Source organism: Protofrankia sp. CiP1_Cm_nod3, assembly GCF_982290655.1.
Genome location: NZ_CEVIVD010000026.1, coordinates 1 through 16,615, shown reverse-complemented (window position 1 = coordinate 16,615; position 16,615 = coordinate 1). Strand labels below are relative to the sequence as shown.

Sequence of the window (16,615 nt, the reverse complement as noted above, 5' to 3'; positions counted from 1 at the left end):
CCCGGAGCGGATGGTCGCGTCGGAACACAGCCTGGGCACCACCGGGTCCACGGAGCTCGTCGACGCCGGGGTACCGGTGGGGCTGATGGTCCGCTACGAGGTGACCGCGATCGCCGGCAGCCGGCGGTCGGTACCGGTACGCACACCCGGGCTCGTGGTCATGCGGGATGTCACCGAGCTGCGCGCGGAGCAGATCGGTGACGCGGTGAAGCTGTCCTGGCGCCTGGACGGCCCGGTGGACGCGGTCACGATCGAGCGGGCCGTGGACGAGTCGTCGCCGGTGCGGCTCCCGACGCGGCGGATCAGGGCGAACGCCGGCCAGTACGTCGACTCCACCGTCCAGGCAGGTGTCACCTACCGCTATCAGGTCTACGTCGAGTTCCACGACGCGGGCGGTGTTCCCGCGCGCACGGGCGGGGCGTCGACCATGGCGACGGTGATCCCGCGTCCACCGGCGATCCGTGATCTGCAGATCACCGCCGCCGCGGGCCGCACCATGCTGCGCTGGAACGCGCCGGTGGGCAGCGAGGTGCGGATCTACGCGGTGCCCTCGAGCGGAGGGCAGCCGAGCTCGCGGTCGGGTCTGTCGAGCTCGCCGCCGGGCCTGCCGCCGGGGCATCCGCTCGCGGCCGAGGACGCCGAGGTGGATCTGGCGCGGATCGTCGATCCGGCCCGGCTGGTCGGGTCCAGCGACAGCGGCCACCTGGTCGACCTGTCGGCGGCCGGCGAGCTGGAGTACGTCCCGGTGACCGTGCTGGCCGGCCGGGCCGTGGTCGGCAGGGCGGTCCGGCACCTGGTCGTCGGGGAGATCACGGAGCTGCGTGCCGACGACCGCGGCGAGGAGATCGTGCTGTCCTTCCGGATGCCGCCGGGGATCACCGAGGCCCGGGTCCTGTGGCGCCGGGACCAGCCGCCGACCGGGCCCGGCGATCCCGAGGCCGAACAGGCGAAGGTCACCAGCGCGAGCCTGGAGATGAAAGGCGGCTGGCACCTGGCCGCGCCGCCGGACGGCTCGGCGTATTTCATCGTCTGCTATCCGCTGGTACGCATCGGCGGGACGCTGGCCGCGGTACCGCCCGGAACGGGCATCCTGGCCCGGCTGGCGGTCCGGGCGGAGCGGGATGCCCGTCCGGATCCGCCGCTCCATGTGGGCCTCCCGGCCCCGGCGGCCGGTGACCAGGAGGAATGGGCGTCCGCGCATCCCCCGGCCCTCGCGGATCCCCCGGCCCTCGCGGATCCCCCGGCCCTCGCGGATCCGGTGGCTTCCGGTGGCCAACGGGCCACCGGGAGCGCGGGAGCCGCCACGGGCCCGCCGGCCGGGACCGGCTCGCCGGCCCAGCCGGACCAGCAGCCACCGCAGGAGCGGCCACACCAGGAGCAGCCGCGGCAGGAACAGCGGGAGCAGCCGCAGCAGCAACAGATACAACAGGATGCGGCGACGGTCAGTTATATGGTGGCTCGGGTGGGCTGGCGTCGTCGTACGTTGCGCGTACAGGTGCGCGCGGACGGGCTGCTGCCCGAGTTGCTGCTGGTCGCCCGGTCCGGAACGATCCCGCCGCAGACCCGGGAGGACGGGCAGGTGCTCGCCCGGGTGCCCGCCCACGAGGCGGCACATACACCCGGTGAGCACACCGTGGAGGTCCCGCTGGACGGCGCGCGGCTGCCGTGGGGCATCCGGCTGCTTCCGGGCCCGCAGGCCGCGCAGGTCGTGCTGCGGCATCCTCCGGACGACGCCCTGGTGCTGCGGTGAACCCGTCCGCCCGGCCGTCACGGGCAAGCGTCCCGCTATTGCGCGTCGCGAATAACGCGCAATAGCGAACGGATCAGCGGTGAATGTATTGGGCGGCGGGTAATCGGATAATGCGCGCCCGGCATGACACGCCGCGCCCACGGTCACCGGCCGGCGGCGTGGTGTGCGCGGATACCCGGGCGCGGGTGGCCCGGCGGCCGCCTGATTCGTCATGGTGATCCGCCGGGCTGGCCGACCTGCCCTGATACCTTGCCGCGGGCAGTCGGCGGCCCGGCCAGCGGTCGGTGGCGATCTCGTTCGCCACGGTCGTGGTCATGTGAAAACAGGTTGTCCAGCCGATGACAACAGCGTGCGGGATTTCGGCGCCGGTGGCGGTGGCTGTAGGTTCTGGCCAGTCCGGCGCCCCGCAAATGACGATGTGCGGCCGCCCCGATCAGTGAACGGTCCGACGACAGGGGGTTCGACCGGTGCGTCACTTCGGTTTCCTGGCCGCGGACCGGGCGGATGCGCTGTTTCACCGCCTGCCCGAGGAGATTCCGCCGGCCGCGGACCGCCTGTTGGTGGCAACGGCGCTCGGGGCGACTCTTTACGCCCCGGGCACCCGCCCGACGCTGGCCGCGGACGTCCGCCGCCAGGTGTCCGCCGGGGTGACGTCGATGGTGCTCTGCCTGGAGGACGCCATCGCCGACCACGAGGTCCCCGCGGCCGAGGCGAACATCATCACCGCGCTGCGCGACCTGGGTGGGAATCCGCCGGCCACCGCGGGCGGGCCGCCGTTGCTGTTCGTCCGCGTGCGTGACACCGACCAGATATCGCGCGTCGTCGCCCAGCTCGACGCCGACGCGTCGGGGATGCTCGGCGGTTTCGTGCTGCCCAAGTTCGATCCCGAGGGCGGCGTGGCGGCGCTGGCCGCGGTCGTGCGGGCCTCCGACCGGCTCGCCCGGCCGCTGTGGGCGATGCCCGTGCTGGAAAGCCCTCAGATCATCTTTCGCGAGACCCGGGAGCGGACGCTGCTGGGCGTGCGCGACCTCGTCGACAAGCACGCCGACATCGTTCTTGCCGTGCGTATCGGCGCGACCGATCTCTGTGGCCTGTTCGGGCTGCGCCGGGACCGTGATCTGACCATCTACGACATCGCGGTGGTGCGGGACTGCATCGCCGACATCGTCAACGTGTGCGGCCGCGGTGGGGAGCACGTGGTGAGCGGGCCGGTCTGGGAGTACTTCGCGCAGCCGGAACGGCTCTTCGTCAGCGCGCTGCGGGTCACGCCGTTCGAGGAGGCCGACCTCGTCGGCGACAGCGCGGACGGCGCGCGGATGCGTTCCCGGCTCGTCTCCGCCGATCTCGACCGGCTCATCCGCGAGGTCGTGCTCGACAAGGCCAACGGGCTGCTCGGCAAAACAGTGATCCATCCCAGCCATGTGCCCGCCGTACACGCCCTGCACGTGGCCACCCACGAGGAGTACACGGACGCGATGGCGATTCTCGCGGACGACAGCGGTGGCGTGCGTCCGAGCCGCTACGCGAACAAGATGAACGAGCTGCGGCCCCACCGGGCCTGGGCCGAGGGGGTGCTGCGGCGGGCCCGGGCCTTCGGCGTCCTGCGCGAGGGGCACACGTTCGTCGACGTGCTGGCGGCGACCAGCGCACTGTGACCGGCAGTGCGCGGGCGAGCGCCCGGCGGGCGGGTGGCCGCCACCGGACGGGTGGCCGCAACTACCGGAACTGGTGAAGACCCCGCTGGCGATGCCGGCCGGGGTGCTGCTGAGGACGGAGGTCGTGTGAGTCTGGCGGATGGTGCCGCGGTGCCGTCGAACGGTTCGGGATGGCTGTGGGACGAGCTGGGGCTCGATGTCCGGCTGCGGGCCGACGTGGTCGGCGGGGGGCTGGACGCAATGGTGGGCCTTGCGCTGCGGCGCAACCCCAGACGGGCCCATCTGCTGGTCAGCCGGGTGCTCGGCAAGCATCTGCCGGTACGCCCGGCGCGGTCGGTCGCGGCCGGCCATCTGCTGGCCGCGCGGGTCCGCGCCGACCAGCGGGCGGCCGGGGGCGATGCCGCGGCGGTGGCGCCGCTGGTGCTCGGCTACTGCGAGACCGCCACCTCGCTCGGGCACACCGTGGCCGACGGCCTCGCCGGCTGCGACTACCTGCACACCACGCGCCGGGTCGTTCCTGGTGCCACCACGCTGCTGGACTTCGACGAGGCGCATTCGCATGCCACCTTCCACTGGTTGATGCCGAGCGATCCCGAGCTGGTGCGGGCGCCCCGGCCGCTGGTGCTCGTCGACGACGAGCTGTCCACCGGCCGGACCGCCCTGGGCACGATCCGCGCGCTGCACGCGTTCGCGCCCCGGCCGTCGTACACGGTGGCCACGCTTTTCGACGCCCGGCCGGCGCCGGCCCGCCGCGCCTTCGACGAGCTCGCGGAGCGTCTCGGCGTGTCCGTACGGGTGGTGTCGCTGCTGGCCGGGGAGGTGACCGTCCCGGACGACGTGACCGCGCGCGCCGAGCGGATACGAGCCCGGTACGGCGCCGGCGCCGGCGCCGGCGCCGACGCCGACGGCAGCCGGCCATGGTCCTGCGGGGAGCCCGCTCCGGTGCGCCGTGTGACACCCGACTGGCCTGACGATCTTCCCGACGGCGCCCGCCATGGCTGGTCACGGCCGGACCGGGCGCTGCTCGCCGAGGTGGCGCCGCTGGTCGCCAAGGACGTGGCCGAGGCGCTGAACAGGCCCTCGGGCCGCGTTCTCGTGCTCGGCACCGAGGAGCTCATGTACACACCGCTACTTATCGGTGACGCGCTCGACCGGATCGTCCCTGGCGAGGTCGTCTACCACTCGACGACCCGCTCACCGGTCCACCCGATCGACGCCGACGGCTACGCGATCCGCTGCGCGCGGACCTTTCCGGCGCCTGACGACCCGGGCCGGGCCAGCCATGTGTACAACGTCCGGCCCGGCCTGTACGACGACATCGTCGTGGTGGTCGACTCGGCCGCGAACGGGCGGGCCGCCAGCGGGACGGCCGGGGCGAGCGTGTCAGGGGCGGCCGACGTGTCGGGGATGGCCGGGGTGCTGCGCCGGTGCGCGCCGGTCACCGTGGTCACGATCCCGACGCGGGGGCCGGCCGGCCGGCCGCTGGCCCTGTCGGCCGACAGCGCCGGGGGTGCGCGTTGACCGGGAGCGCCGGGAGCGCCGGGAGTGCCGGGAGCCCCGCAGACGCGTCCGGGAGCGCGGTGCGGCCGGTCATCCCGGGAACGGTGGGCTCGGGCTCCTACGACCCGGCGGACGTCACCTTCCTGTTGAAGGACCTCAGCGACATCCCGCTGGAACGCCCCACCGAGGACCGCGAGGAGGACTTCTCCAAGGGCCGCCACTACTCCGAGGACCTGCCGGTCGAATACGAACCGTCGCAGGCCTACCTTGCCCTGTTCGAGGATGCCCTGGCCCGCTCGGCGGTACGGGTCGCCACCGCGGTCGGCATCGCCACCGAACTCGTGCTCGCGGGCAGAGGAGAGCCGGTCATCGTGTCGCTGGCGCGGGCCGGCACGCCCGCCGGCATCCTGATGCGGCGCTGGGCCCGCTGGCGGCACGGGCTCGACCTGTCGCACTATTCGGTCTCCATCATCAAGGACCGGGGGCTCGACGAGAACGCGATGCGCTGGATCCTCGCTCGGCACGACCGGCGCAGCCTCCAGTTCGTCGACGGCTGGACGGGCAAGGGCGCCATTCTCCGGGTGCTCGAGACCGCCGCCCGCGGCCTCGGGCTGGACGCGTCCATGGCGGTCATCTCCGACCCCGGCCACTGCACATCCCTGTACGGGACGCGGGACGACTTCCTGATCCCGCACAGCTGCCTGAACTCCACGGTCAGCGGCCTGGTGAGCCGGACGGTGCTGAACCGGTCGCTGATCGGCCCGGCCGACTTCCACGGGGCGAAGTACTACCGGCACCTCGCCGACCGGGACTACTCCCGCCGTTACGTCGAGACCGTTGCCGAGGCGTTCCCCGCCGCGTCGGCCGCGGTCGCGGACGGCGTCTCGCGGCCGGCGGAGCGCACCCCGACCTGGGCCGGCTGGCAGGCGGTCGAGACGCTGGCGAAGGAGTACGGGATCGACAACATCGGCCTGGTCAAGCCCGGGGTCGGCGAGACCACCAGGGTGCTGTTGCGCCGGGTGCCCTGGAAGGTCGTCGTCACCCCCGAGCGGCTGGCGGAGCTGCCTCATGTCCTGTCCCTGTGCGAGGCCAAGGGCGTGCCCGTCGAGGAGAGGGCCGACCTGCCGTACTCGTGTGTCGGGATCATCAAGCCGCCCGACGGCACGCCCGACCGCGCGCTGTTCACCAGGCCGTCGTGACAGGGTGTTTCGTCGCCATGAGATGTTCCATCGCGCAGGCTGTCCAGCACCTGAAGGATCAGGGTTTTCCGGGGGATCGGCCCGCGTGCCCTGATGGTGGCACGCAGCTCGCTGACCGTCACCAGGTGTTGCTGGACGGCGGACGCGATGATGTCGTACACGGCTTCCGGCCGCTGCGCCCAGTTGGCCATGTCCACGACGGAGCGGGCCAGCCTGGTCCGTCGTGGACGCAGGTGGGGGTGCACGGCGTCGGGGCCCAGCCGGGCGCTGTGGTGAACGACGACGCCCGGCCGCGGGGCGGGATGCCGCCCGGCCGGCACGACGATGGTGATGTGCTCGTCGTCGAAGCCGCGCAGGCCGCCCATGGCGGCCGCGGAGGCGCCGCCGACGACGGCGTGCGGCCCGATGGACTCGACCGCGCACCACAGCAGCTGCATCCGGGTGGGCGGCTGCGGGCGGGTCACGAGCACACCCGGCATGGGGCGCTGCCAGCGTCCGGTCCGCACCTGCCAGTGAATCGTCGAGCGGCTCGTGCCGGCGGCGACGACGGCGCGGACGGCGATGACGCCGCACTGGCTGTCGGCGGCCTGCTGCCAGGGATACCGCCGCCAGGAATCCTGCTGCCGGGGATGCTGCCGCCAGGGATCCTGGTGCCAGGAATCCTGCTGCCAGGGATGCTGCTGCCAGGGATGCTGGCCGGGGTCCGGGGCCATGTCTGTCAGGCTCGCAGCCGTGCCGGCCGGATGGAACAGCGCGCGGCGGCCTGTGGACAACTGCCACCCACCCGAGCGGGCTGTGGACAGGCCCCGGCCCGTCCGGTTCCCGTGTCCGGACGGTTCCCGTGTCCGGACAATGCGTGTGATTGCGCGGCATGTCGGCCGGCCCGTGGCGTAGAGTCGGGCCATCAGCACATGGACGCCCGCGCCGTCCCCGGCCGCGGCCCTGCCGGGCGCGCGCTGGGTCGTCGCCTGTGATCTCGACCAGACGCTGATCTACAGCAGGCGTTCCTTCCGGCTCCCGTCCGGTGCGGTCGAACCCGAGCTGGTCACTGTGGAGCACATCGACGGCGAGCCCGCCGCGTTCTGCACCGCCGCGTCCGCCGAACTGATCGCCAGGCTGCACGCCGCGGCGACCCTCGTTCCGGTCACCACCCGTACCCGGGCACAGTACGAACGGGTCGATCTCGGTGTCCGCCCCCGGTACGCGATCACGACCAACGGCGGCCACCTGCTGGTGGACGGCCGTCCGGACGAGGCCTGGGCGGCCCGGATCCGGGAGCGGATCGCCACCCGTGCCCGCCCGCTCGCCGAGGTGTGGGCCATCGCGCAGCGGCTCGCCGCCGACGGCTGGGTCCGGGTGAGCCGGGTCGCCGACGGCCTGTTCGTCTACCTCGTCGCCTACGAGCGTGACGGCATCCCCGACCTGTCCGGCCTCGCGGCGGGCCTGGCGGCCGATGGCTGGGGCCTGTCCGTCCAGGGACGCAAGGTCTACCTGGTACCGGCCGGGCTGACCAAGCAGGCGGCCCTCGCCGAGGTGATGCGCCGGGCCGCGCCGGCAAGGCTCGCCGCCGCGGGGGACTCACTGCTGGACGCGGGCATGCTCGCCGCCGCGGACCTCGCCGTCCGCCCCGCCCACGGCGAGCTGGACGAGCACCGGTGGACGCACCCGAACCTGCGGGTCACCACCGTCTCGGGCCTGCGCGGGGGGCAGGAACTGCTCGAGATCCTCGAAGCCGGGCTCGCCGCCGCGGGACCGGCACCTGCGCCTGGGCCTGCGCCTGGGCCTGCGGCTGGGCCTGGCCCCGGCCGCTGAGCCGGCCGCGCGCCAGGCCGGAGACGTCACGATCACGCTTGTCGCGCACGGCGGCGCTTTTCGTGCGTCCGCGGGCTGTCAGGCCCGCGCCGCCCAGGCGTCCGTTGCGATCTGTAATCATCTGTTACGTTAATCCTAATTCAGGAACAGTACGGTACTGTTTTGGAACGTGGTCGGCGGCGGGAGGGGGTCACGACCATGGCGGTGTCGGCACGCCTGGGTGGCGCCGTACGTGGGCGTCCCCGCGACGAAGCCCGTGAGCAGGCCATTCTGCACGCCGCGCTCGAGCTGCTCACCGAGGTCGGCTACGAGCGCATGAGCATGGTCGCCGTCGCGGCCCGGGCTCGGGCGAGCAAGGCGACGATCTACCGGCGCTGGGCGGGCAAGGACGAGCTCGTCGTCGAGGCGATCCGTCGCCAGGCGGTCGACGACGTCGTCATCGCGGACACCGGCAGCCTGCGCGGCGACATGATCGATATCATCCGTCAGAAGGTCAGGCGCCTGGCCGACGGCGGTGCCGCCCTGATGGCCGGTGTCGTGCTGGCCATGCGCGACTCCGCGGCCCTGGCGGCGGCGCTGCGGGCCCAGATGCTCGGGGACGGGCGTGGTCTGGCCGCCCTCATCGTGCAGCGGGCCGTCGACCGGGGTGAGCCGTGTTCGCCGACAGCCGTCGGCGTCTTCAACGAGCTGGTTCCCGCTGCGATCTTCTTCCGCCTCCTGATCACCGGTGAGGCCCTGGACGATGCGTTCATTCATCATCTGGTCGACGACATCCTGTTGCCGCTGATGACAGTGGGCCGCTGAATGTTCCCGGGCATGCACGGCACGCCGGCGCCGCGGCGGAAACATGATCGAACCTTTTTCACCGTATTGACGCACAGGCGGCACCGGCCGTCGGCGGCGTGCGGGAAACCACGCGCGCAACCGTGCGGGAGGCGAAGAGGACATCATCCCGCCGCCGGTTCCGGCCGGAGCGGGGCGGCGTTCGGCCCGGCCGCCCAGGCCGAGGCCCTGATCGCGGGATACACGACCGCGTTCATGTGGAGCGCGGTAATATTTTTCGCCGCGTTCCTCGTGATCCTCTTCCTGCTGCGCGCCGGCCGGGGCGAACTGCCGGCCGACGGGGTGCCGGTTCACACCGTGTAACGGTCGGCGCGACTGTTGGAAAGCGCCGGGGTACTGACCGCTGTATACGGCCGGCACTTCGTGGTACACCCAATGCGGGCGAGACGACAACGAGACGACATCGCTTCCGGAGATCCAAAGGTAGCGTGATCGTGTTCTTTTCCGCGCTGCCGGCGGCACCATCCCCGGATCATCAGGGTCCCCGGACCATCAGGAGGGCATGTGACCAGCACGGCGGACGGTACCGGTCTGGACGCTGTCGGTACTGACAGCGTCGGTACCGACGAGCTCAGCCTGGAGCGCGAACTCGACCAGTTGCTGGCGGTGGAGCGTTTCGACCCACCGCCCGGTTTCGTCTCCCGCTGGTACCAGGCTTCCGACGCCGCCGCGGCCGCCGCCGATCCGGTGGCCTTCTGGGCGGAGCGGGCCCGCACCCTGCTGGACTGGGACACGCCGTTCACAACCACGCTGGACGACAGCAACCCGCCCTTCTACCGCTGGTTCAGCGATGGCCGGCTCAACGTCTCGGCGAACTGCCTGGACCGGCACGTGGCCGCCGGCCGCGGGGACAAGGTCGCCTTCCACTGGGTCGGCGAGGAGGGCGAACGCCGCCGGGTGACCTACTCCGACCTGCTGGCCGACACCCAGCGGCTGGCCAACGGGCTCAAGGAGCTGGGGGTCGGCAAGGGTGACGTCGTGGGGATCTTCCTCCCGATGATCCCCGAGGTCGCGGTGGCGATGCTGGCCTGCGCCCGTATCGGCGCGGTGCACAACGTCGTCTTCGGTGGCTTCGCCCCGTCCGCCGTGCGCGAGCGGATGGAGGTCTCCGACGCCAAGGTCCTGATCACCGTGGACGGCGCCCGCCGCAAGGGCCGCACCGCCCCTGTCAAGGAGGCCGTGGACGCCGAGCTGGGCGATCTGAAGGCCCTGGAGCACATCGTGGTGGTCCGTTCCACCGGGATCGCGGCGCCGATCCGCGAGGGCCGGGACGTCTGGTACCACGAGCTGCTCGAGCGGGCCGACCCGGTGTGCCCGCCGGAGCCGCTGGACGCCGAGCATCCGCTGTTCATCCTGTACAGCTCCGGTTCCACGGCCAAGCCCAAGGGCATCCTGCACACCACCGGGGGGTACCTGACCGGGGCGACGTACACCCACCGGCTGGTCTTCGACCTCGACGCGGACTCCGACGTCTACTGGTGCTCGGCGGACGTCGGCTGGATCACCGGCCACTCCTACATCGTCTACGGGCCGTTGTCCAACGGCGCGACCAGTGTGATGTTCGAGGGTGCCCCGGACTATCCCGACCGGGACATCTGGTGGAAGATCATCGAAGAGTTCAAGGTCACCATCTTCTACACCGCTCCGACCGCCATCCGGACCTGCATCAAGTGGGGCCCGCAGTACCCGGGCCGGCACGACCTCTCCTCGCTGCGGCTGCTCGGCACGGTGGGGGAGCCGATCAACCCCAAGGCGTGGCTGTGGTACCACAAGGTGATCGGCGGCGGCCGCTGCCCCATCGTCGACACCTGGTGGCAGACCGAGACCGGCGCCATCCTGATCTCCCCGTTGCCCGGCGTGACGCCGACCAAGCCGGGCTCGGCCACCACGCCGCTGCCGGGGATCTTCCCCGCCCTGCTGTCCGAGGACGGCAAACCGGTGACCGAGGGCACCGGCATCCTGGTGATCACCAAGCCGTGGCCGTCCATGCTGCGCACCCTCTACCGGGACGACGAGCGGTACGTGCAGACGTACTTCTCCCGGTTCGGCCGGGACGTGTACGTCGTCGGCGACGCCGCCAGGCTGGACGCGGACGGCTACTTCTGGATCATCGGCCGGATCGACGACGTGATCAACGTGTCCGGGCACCGGCTGTCGACCGCCGAGGTCGAGTCGGCGATCGTCTCGCACGAGTCGGTGGCGGAGGCCGCGGTCGTGGCCCAGTCCGACGAGCACACCGGCCAGGCCATCGTGGCCTTTGTCACGCTCACCGGCAACCAGCTCGGCGACGACGCCACCGTCGCCGAGCTGCGCGAGCACGTCGCCACCCGGATCGGCAAGCTCGCCCGGCCCAAGCGGGTGATCTGGGCGGACGACCTGCCCAAGACCCGGTCCGGGAAGATCATGAGGCGGCTGCTGCGGGACATCGCCGAGGGGCGCGAGCTCGGGGACGTCACGACGCTGCGGGATCCGGACGTGATGGCCGCCCTGGCAGGCAAGATCGCCCAAGCCGGCCCGGACGACTGATGAGGCCACCGGCCGGATCATCCGCCTCCGGTCGCGAGCCCCCCGGTGGGAGAAGCCCGTCCGAGCTGTCTAGGCTGACCATTTCGTGAGAGCCCTTCGACGCTTCACCGTCCGCGCGCAGCTCCCCGAGCAGCTTCACCCGCTCGGGGAGCTCGTCCTCAACCTCCGCTGGTCGTGGCACCCGGAGACGCTGGATCTCTTCGAGTCGGTCGATCCCGAGCTGTGGCGCACCTGCAAGGGAGATCCGGTGCGCCTTCTCGGCGAGGTCGACCATGAGCGCCTCGAAAGCCTCGCAGCCGACCGCCGCTTCGTCCGCCGCCTTGACGACGCCGCTGACGACCTGCACGAATACCTGACCGCGCCGCGCTGGTACCAGTCGCTGCCCGACGCCCCGCGCGCGATCGCCTACTTCTCGCCGGAGTTCGGCATCACCGAGGTGCTGCCGCAGTACTCCGGCGGCCTCGGCATCCTCGCCGGCGACCATCTCAAGACCGCCAGCGACCTGGGCGTGCCGATCGTGGGGGTGGGCCTGCTCTACCGGGCCGGCTACTTCGTCCAGTCGCTGTCCCGGGACGGCTGGCAGCAGGAACGCTATCCCGGCATCGACCCGCACGGCCTGCCGCTGACCCAGCTCACCGACGCCGCCGACGACCCCGTGAAGATCACGCTCGGGCTGCCCGACGGGCGCACCCTGCACGCCCAGATCTGGAAGGCGCAGGTCGGCCGGGTGCCGCTGCTGCTGCTCGACTCCGACGTCGAGGACAACCAGCCGGCCGAGCGGGGCGTGACCGACCGGCTCTACGGCGGCGGCACCGACCACCGCCTGCTCCAGGAGATGCTGCTGGGCATCGGCGGGGTGCGGGCGCTGCGGGCCTACTCGGCGGTGTCCGGCGCCCCGGAGCCGGAGGTGTTCCACACCAACGAGGGCCATGCCGGCTTCCTCGGCCTGGAGCGCATCCGGGAGCTGACCGCGACCGGCCTGAGCTTCGACGAGGCGTTGGAGGCGACCCGGGCCGGGACGCTGTTCACCACCCACACCCCGGTGCCGGCCGGGATCGACCGGTTCCCCCGCGACCTGGTGGCCCGCCACTTCGGCGCGGACAACGTCTGGCCCGGTGTGCCCGTCGAGCGGGTGCTCGAGCTCGGCGCCGAGTCCGACCCGAACGTGTTCAACATGGCGCACATGGGCCTGCGGCTGGCCCAGCGCTCCAACGGGGTCTCCCGGCTGCACGGGATCGTCAGCCGGGAGATGTTCGCCGGCCTGTGGCCGGGCTTCGACCCCGACGAGGTCGCGATCGGCTCGGTCACCAACGGTGTTCACGCGGCCACCTGGGTGTCCCGGAACGTGATCGAACTGGCCGACCGGGAGCTTGGCCCGTCCCCCCTCGACGACGGGGGCGAGGGCTTCGCCAAGATCTCCCAGATCTCCGACGAGGCGGTCTGGGCGACCCGCCGTGAGCTGCGGGAACGCCTCGTCGCCGAGGTCCGCCGCCGGCTGCGGGCGTCCTGGCTGCAGCGCGGCGCCGCCCCCGGCGAGCTGGACTGGGTCGACGGCGTGTTCGACCCGGGAATCCTCACGATCGGGTTCGCCCGCCGGGTGCCCTCCTACAAGCGGCTGACCCTGATGCTGCGCGACCCCGAGCGGCTGACCCGGCTGCTGCTGCACCCGCAGCGCCCGGTCCAGCTGGTCATCGCCGGCAAGGCGCACCCGGCCGACGACGGCGGCAAGCAGCTCGTCCAGCAGATCGTGCAGTTCTCCGACAACCCGGAGGTCCGCCACCGCATCGTGTTCCTGCCGGACTACGACATCGGCATGGCACGCTTCCTCTACTCCGGGTCGGACGTGTGGCTGAACAACCCCCTGCGCCCGCTGGAGGCGTGCGGCACCTCGGGGATGAAGGCCGCGCTCAACGGCTGTCTCAACCTCTCCATCCGGGACGGCTGGTGGGACGAGATGTTCGACGGCCGTAACGGCTGGGCGATCCCCACCGCGGACGGCGTGGAGGATCCCGAGCGCCGGGACGCCATCGAGTCGGCCGCCCTCTACGACCTGCTGGAGAACGCGGTCGCCGCGCGTTTCTACGACGTCGCCGGCGTGGGCACGCCGCCGCGTGACTGGACGTCGATGGTCAAGCACACCCTGTCGACCCTCGGGCCGCAGGTGCTCGCCACCCGGATGGTGCGCGAGTACGTCGAGCGCTACTACGTCCCCGCCGCCGCCTCGGCGCGGGCGGCCTCGGCGGACGGCGCGCACGGGGCCCGGGACCTGGCGGCGTGGAAGGAGCGGGTCCGGGCGGCCTGGCCCGGGGTGCGGGTGGTCAACGTCGACTCGGCCGGTCTCGGCGACACCCCGCAGGTCGGCCAGTCGCTGGTGGTCCGTGCCACGGTCGAGCTCGGTGGTCTGGAGCTGGCGGACGTGGAGGTCGAGGCGTCCTACGGGCGCATCGACGAGTCCGACCGGCTGCTGGGCCCGGCCACCCTGCCGCTGGCCCATGTCGGCCCCGGCGAGGGCGGTGGCCTGCGCTTCGAGGGCACCATCCCGCTGCGGCGGACGGGTTCCTTCGGCTACACCGTCCGGGTGCTGCCACGGCACCCCCTGCTCGCCTCACCGGCCGAACTCGGCCTGGTGGCGAACCCCGACTGAACGATCTCCGTCGGCTCCGTCGGCTCCGGCCGCCGGAGCCGACGAGCAGGCCGGCACAGGGCCGCGCTGGCCTGCTCATTCGTTCACTCGATGCGTTCATCCGGGTGCCCTACGCACGCGTCGCGCCCTGCGGAACATGCCAACAATCCAACAAACATGCTAATTCCAAGATCGATTAGTATATTTGTTGGCTGGGAGGAGGGTTCCGTGCGTAGCTTTGCCGATCTTGACCGGCTACTTGATCATGTTCCGTCACGAGTTGTCAAGCACCTGAGTGCCATCGATCGTGGAGCCGGTTCCGAGCAGCTCTTCCGCATCCAGATGCCCGGCCTGCTCGACCAGCTCGCGGACCGGGCTCGGGTGCTGAGTGTGACAGCATCCTCGGCGATCGAAGGCGTGACCGTTGACAGTCCGGAACGGGCCGAGCGGATCATCCGCGGCCAGGTCGGCGGACTGCGGACCAGGGACGAACGGGAACTCGCCGGTTACCGGGACGCGCTCGACTACGTCTACCGTGAGGACTTCTCCCCGGTCAACCCGGGGCTTCTGCTGCATGTCCACCGCCTGCTCTTCCGGCGCACCCAGGGGAGCGGGGGCGCGCTGAAGGCCCAGGACAACCTCGTCGTGGACCGGGCCGCGGACGGAACGGTGACTCTGCGTTTCGTCCCGGTACCCGCGTCCGAGACCGAGTACTTTCTGGCCGAGCTGACCAGTCGTTACTCGATCGCGCGCAACAAAAATGATCACCATTCGGTTCTGCTGGTGGGCCTGTTCGCGCTGGATTTTCTCGTGATTCATCCCTTTGAGGACGGCAACGGCCGAGTGGCACGTATCATCTCGAATGCGCTGCTGCTCGACTGTGGCTACCAGATGTGCCGATATATCAGCCTTGAGAAGATTATTTCCGACAGTGCCGAAGAATACTATTCGTCCCTTCTCGCGTCCACGCATGGGTGGCATGGCAGCCAGCATGATCCGTGGCCTTGGCTCGAGTACTTCTCGGCGACCGTCGCGACCGCCTACTCCATCTTCGCGGACCGGGCGGCGGCTGGACGTTCGGGCATCAGCAAGCAGGACAGGGTTCGCGACCACATTCTGTGGCACGCTCCCCGCCGCTTCCGTCTCGACGACGTGCGTACGGCGCTGCCGGGAGTCAGCGACCAGACGATCCGCATCGCGCTGAACGCGCTGCGGGACGAAGGCCATGTGATCAGCAGCGGAGCTGGCCGGGCGGCATTCTGGACCCGTCTCGACCGGCCCGTGCCCCCCTCCGGGTAGACGCGAAGGTGCCGTGTGTCCCGCGGGACATGCCAACAATTCAACAAACATGCTAATTTCAAGATCGATTAGTATATTTATCAGTGTCGAGTGGCCTGGCCTCGGGCGGATGGCGGGCGCATCCGCTTGATCTCGATCATCGTCGCGGCATGGCACCGCGCGACCGCGTCAGCCGGGATGCCAGCCCCGCCGATCTCATCGGGTTCACAGGCTGTACGTCTGGCGCCTTGCTTGTACGGAGCGATGGCCTGTTGTACGTTCGATCTATGACCGTGTCGCCTGAAATGAGCGTCTCCGAGGCACGGGAGAGCCTGGCTGCGATCATCGATCAGGTCCGCGCCGACCACCAGCCGGTCTATCTCTCCCGTCGCGGGCGGCGGGTCGCCGCCGTCATCGACGCCGACGACCTGGACCGCATCCTCGCCTTGGCCGAGGACATGGCTGACATCCGCGAAGCCGAGCGAGCCCGTGAGGAAATGGCAGCCACCGGGCAGACACCCGTTCCCTGGGACGAGGTGAAGGCCGATCTCGGCCTGGAATGAGATATACGGTCACCATTGCTCCGGCCGCGTTCCGCCGGTTACGCAAACTCGACCCCGTCGCGCGACGCCGCGTGCAGGCTGTGATCGACCTGCTCGCCGACGACCCTCGTCCGCCAGCCGCCCGGCAGCTGGTCGGCGGCGGCGGTGAATGGCGCGTACGTACCGGCGACTACCGCGTTGTGTATGACATCCAGGACAAAGAGCTGATTATCCTAGTCGTCGCTGTCGGTCATCGCCGAGATGTCTATCGTTGATGTTCATCTGGCTTGCTCATGCGGTGGCGCGTAGGAGGAGGACGGCGCGGCCGGCGACGGGTAGGTGTTCGCCTGCGTCGAGGGGCCGGGACAGGGTGTCGAGGGTGGCGGGGAAGCCGGCGAGGTCGTCCGCGCTGGTGTCGAGCAGCAGCGTGTAGGTGGATGCCCATGGCTGGCCTGGCAGGACGATGGTCACCGGGTCGGTGTCCGGGTGCAGGATGAGCAGGAAGCTGTCGCCGGTGGCCGCGGTGCCGTCCGGCGCGTGCCAGCCGAGGGCTGTTCCGCTCAGGTGGGCGACGAGGGTGCGGACGTGCGGGGAGTTCCAGTCCGCGTCCGACATGACCGCGCCGTCCGGGCGGAACCAGGTGATGTCCGCGAGTGCCTCGGTGGTGGAGGGGCCGCCGTGGAAGAACGTCCGCCGGCACAGCGTCGGGGAGCGGCGCCGCAGCGCGATCAGGCCGCTGACCAGCGGCAGCAGCATCGGGTCGGGCCCGGCCGGGTCGGGTGCGGCTGGGCCGTCGGCGGGTGCCGGGCTGTCCGCGGGTGCCGGGCCGTCGGCGGGTGCCGGGCTGTCCGCGCTGGGGGTGTCGGCGGGCCGGGCGCGGCCGGGGG

The 16,615-nt window shown here is 71.2% G+C and carries 11 protein-coding genes and 2 pseudogenes; 12 read left to right on the top strand and 1 reads right to left on the bottom strand.

From position 1 onward, the window contains the following. The 12 genes and pseudogenes from AC5LUJ_RS07810 to AC5LUJ_RS07755 form a co-directional block, all read left to right on the top strand. Window positions 1-1,750, top strand: a pseudogene (locus AC5LUJ_RS07810) (zinc ribbon domain-containing protein); the annotation flags it as partial. A 467-nt stretch (window positions 1,751-2,217) separates the two neighbouring features. Further along, window positions 2,218-3,405 (top strand): HpcH/HpaI aldolase/citrate lyase family protein, encoded by a 1,188-nt coding sequence (locus AC5LUJ_RS07805; RefSeq protein ID WP_250281139.1) that lies wholly within the window; start codon window positions 2,218-2,220, stop codon window positions 3,403-3,405. A gap of 126 nt (window positions 3,406-3,531) precedes the next feature. Beyond that, window positions 3,532-4,926: a phosphoribosyltransferase family protein gene (locus AC5LUJ_RS07800; RefSeq protein ID WP_250281138.1), complete on the top strand. Its 1,395-nt coding sequence runs from the start codon at window positions 3,532-3,534 to the stop codon at window positions 4,924-4,926. A 59-nt stretch (window positions 4,927-4,985) separates the two neighbouring features. Next, window positions 4,986-6,104 carry a cysteine protease StiP family protein gene (locus tag AC5LUJ_RS07795; RefSeq protein ID WP_250281135.1) on the top strand — a complete coding sequence of 373 codons (1,119 nt, stop codon included), beginning with the start codon at window positions 4,986-4,988 and terminating at the stop codon, window positions 6,102-6,104. Between the two features lie 903 nt (window positions 6,105-7,007). Continuing rightward, window positions 7,008-7,916: an HAD family hydrolase gene (locus AC5LUJ_RS07790; protein ID WP_445548531.1), complete on the top strand. Its 909-nt coding sequence runs from the start codon at window positions 7,008-7,010 to the stop codon at window positions 7,914-7,916. A gap of 198 nt (window positions 7,917-8,114) precedes the next feature. Continuing rightward, complete coding sequence (locus AC5LUJ_RS07785) at window positions 8,115-8,720, top strand: TetR/AcrR family transcriptional regulator (protein WP_250281133.1); 606 nt, start codon at window positions 8,115-8,117, stop codon at window positions 8,718-8,720. 12 nt (window positions 8,721-8,732) lie between these two features. Beyond that, complete coding sequence (locus tag AC5LUJ_RS07780; RefSeq protein ID WP_250281131.1) at window positions 8,733-9,062, top strand: hypothetical protein; 330 nt, start codon at window positions 8,733-8,735, stop codon at window positions 9,060-9,062. Between the two features lie 228 nt (window positions 9,063-9,290). Next, window positions 9,291-11,285, top strand: coding sequence for an acetate--CoA ligase (gene acs / locus AC5LUJ_RS07775; RefSeq protein ID WP_250281149.1), 1,995 nt, complete (start codon window positions 9,291-9,293; stop codon window positions 11,283-11,285). An 85-nt stretch (window positions 11,286-11,370) separates the two neighbouring features. Next, window positions 11,371-13,929: an alpha-glucan family phosphorylase gene (glgP, locus tag AC5LUJ_RS07770; protein WP_250292465.1), complete on the top strand. Its 2,559-nt coding sequence runs from the start codon at window positions 11,371-11,373 to the stop codon at window positions 13,927-13,929. Between the two features lie 207 nt (window positions 13,930-14,136). Continuing rightward, window positions 14,137-15,207: a Fic family protein gene (locus tag AC5LUJ_RS07765; RefSeq protein ID WP_493464705.1), complete on the top strand. Its 1,071-nt coding sequence runs from the start codon at window positions 14,137-14,139 to the stop codon at window positions 15,205-15,207. A gap of 83 nt (window positions 15,208-15,290) precedes the next feature. Further along, complete coding sequence (locus AC5LUJ_RS07760; protein ID WP_250281128.1) at window positions 15,291-15,749, top strand: type II toxin-antitoxin system Phd/YefM family antitoxin; 459 nt, start codon at window positions 15,291-15,293, stop codon at window positions 15,747-15,749. Beyond that, window positions 15,746-16,003 carry a type II toxin-antitoxin system RelE family toxin gene (locus AC5LUJ_RS07755; RefSeq protein ID WP_250281127.1) on the top strand — a complete coding sequence of 86 codons (258 nt, stop codon included), beginning with the start codon at window positions 15,746-15,748 and terminating at the stop codon, window positions 16,001-16,003. The genes AC5LUJ_RS07760 and AC5LUJ_RS07755 overlap by 4 nt, the downstream gene beginning before the upstream one ends. 16 nt (window positions 16,004-16,019) lie before the next feature. Here the strand turns inward: AC5LUJ_RS07755 and AC5LUJ_RS07750 are convergent. Next, window positions 16,020-16,615, bottom strand: a pseudogene (locus AC5LUJ_RS07750) (glycogen debranching protein GlgX); the annotation flags it as partial.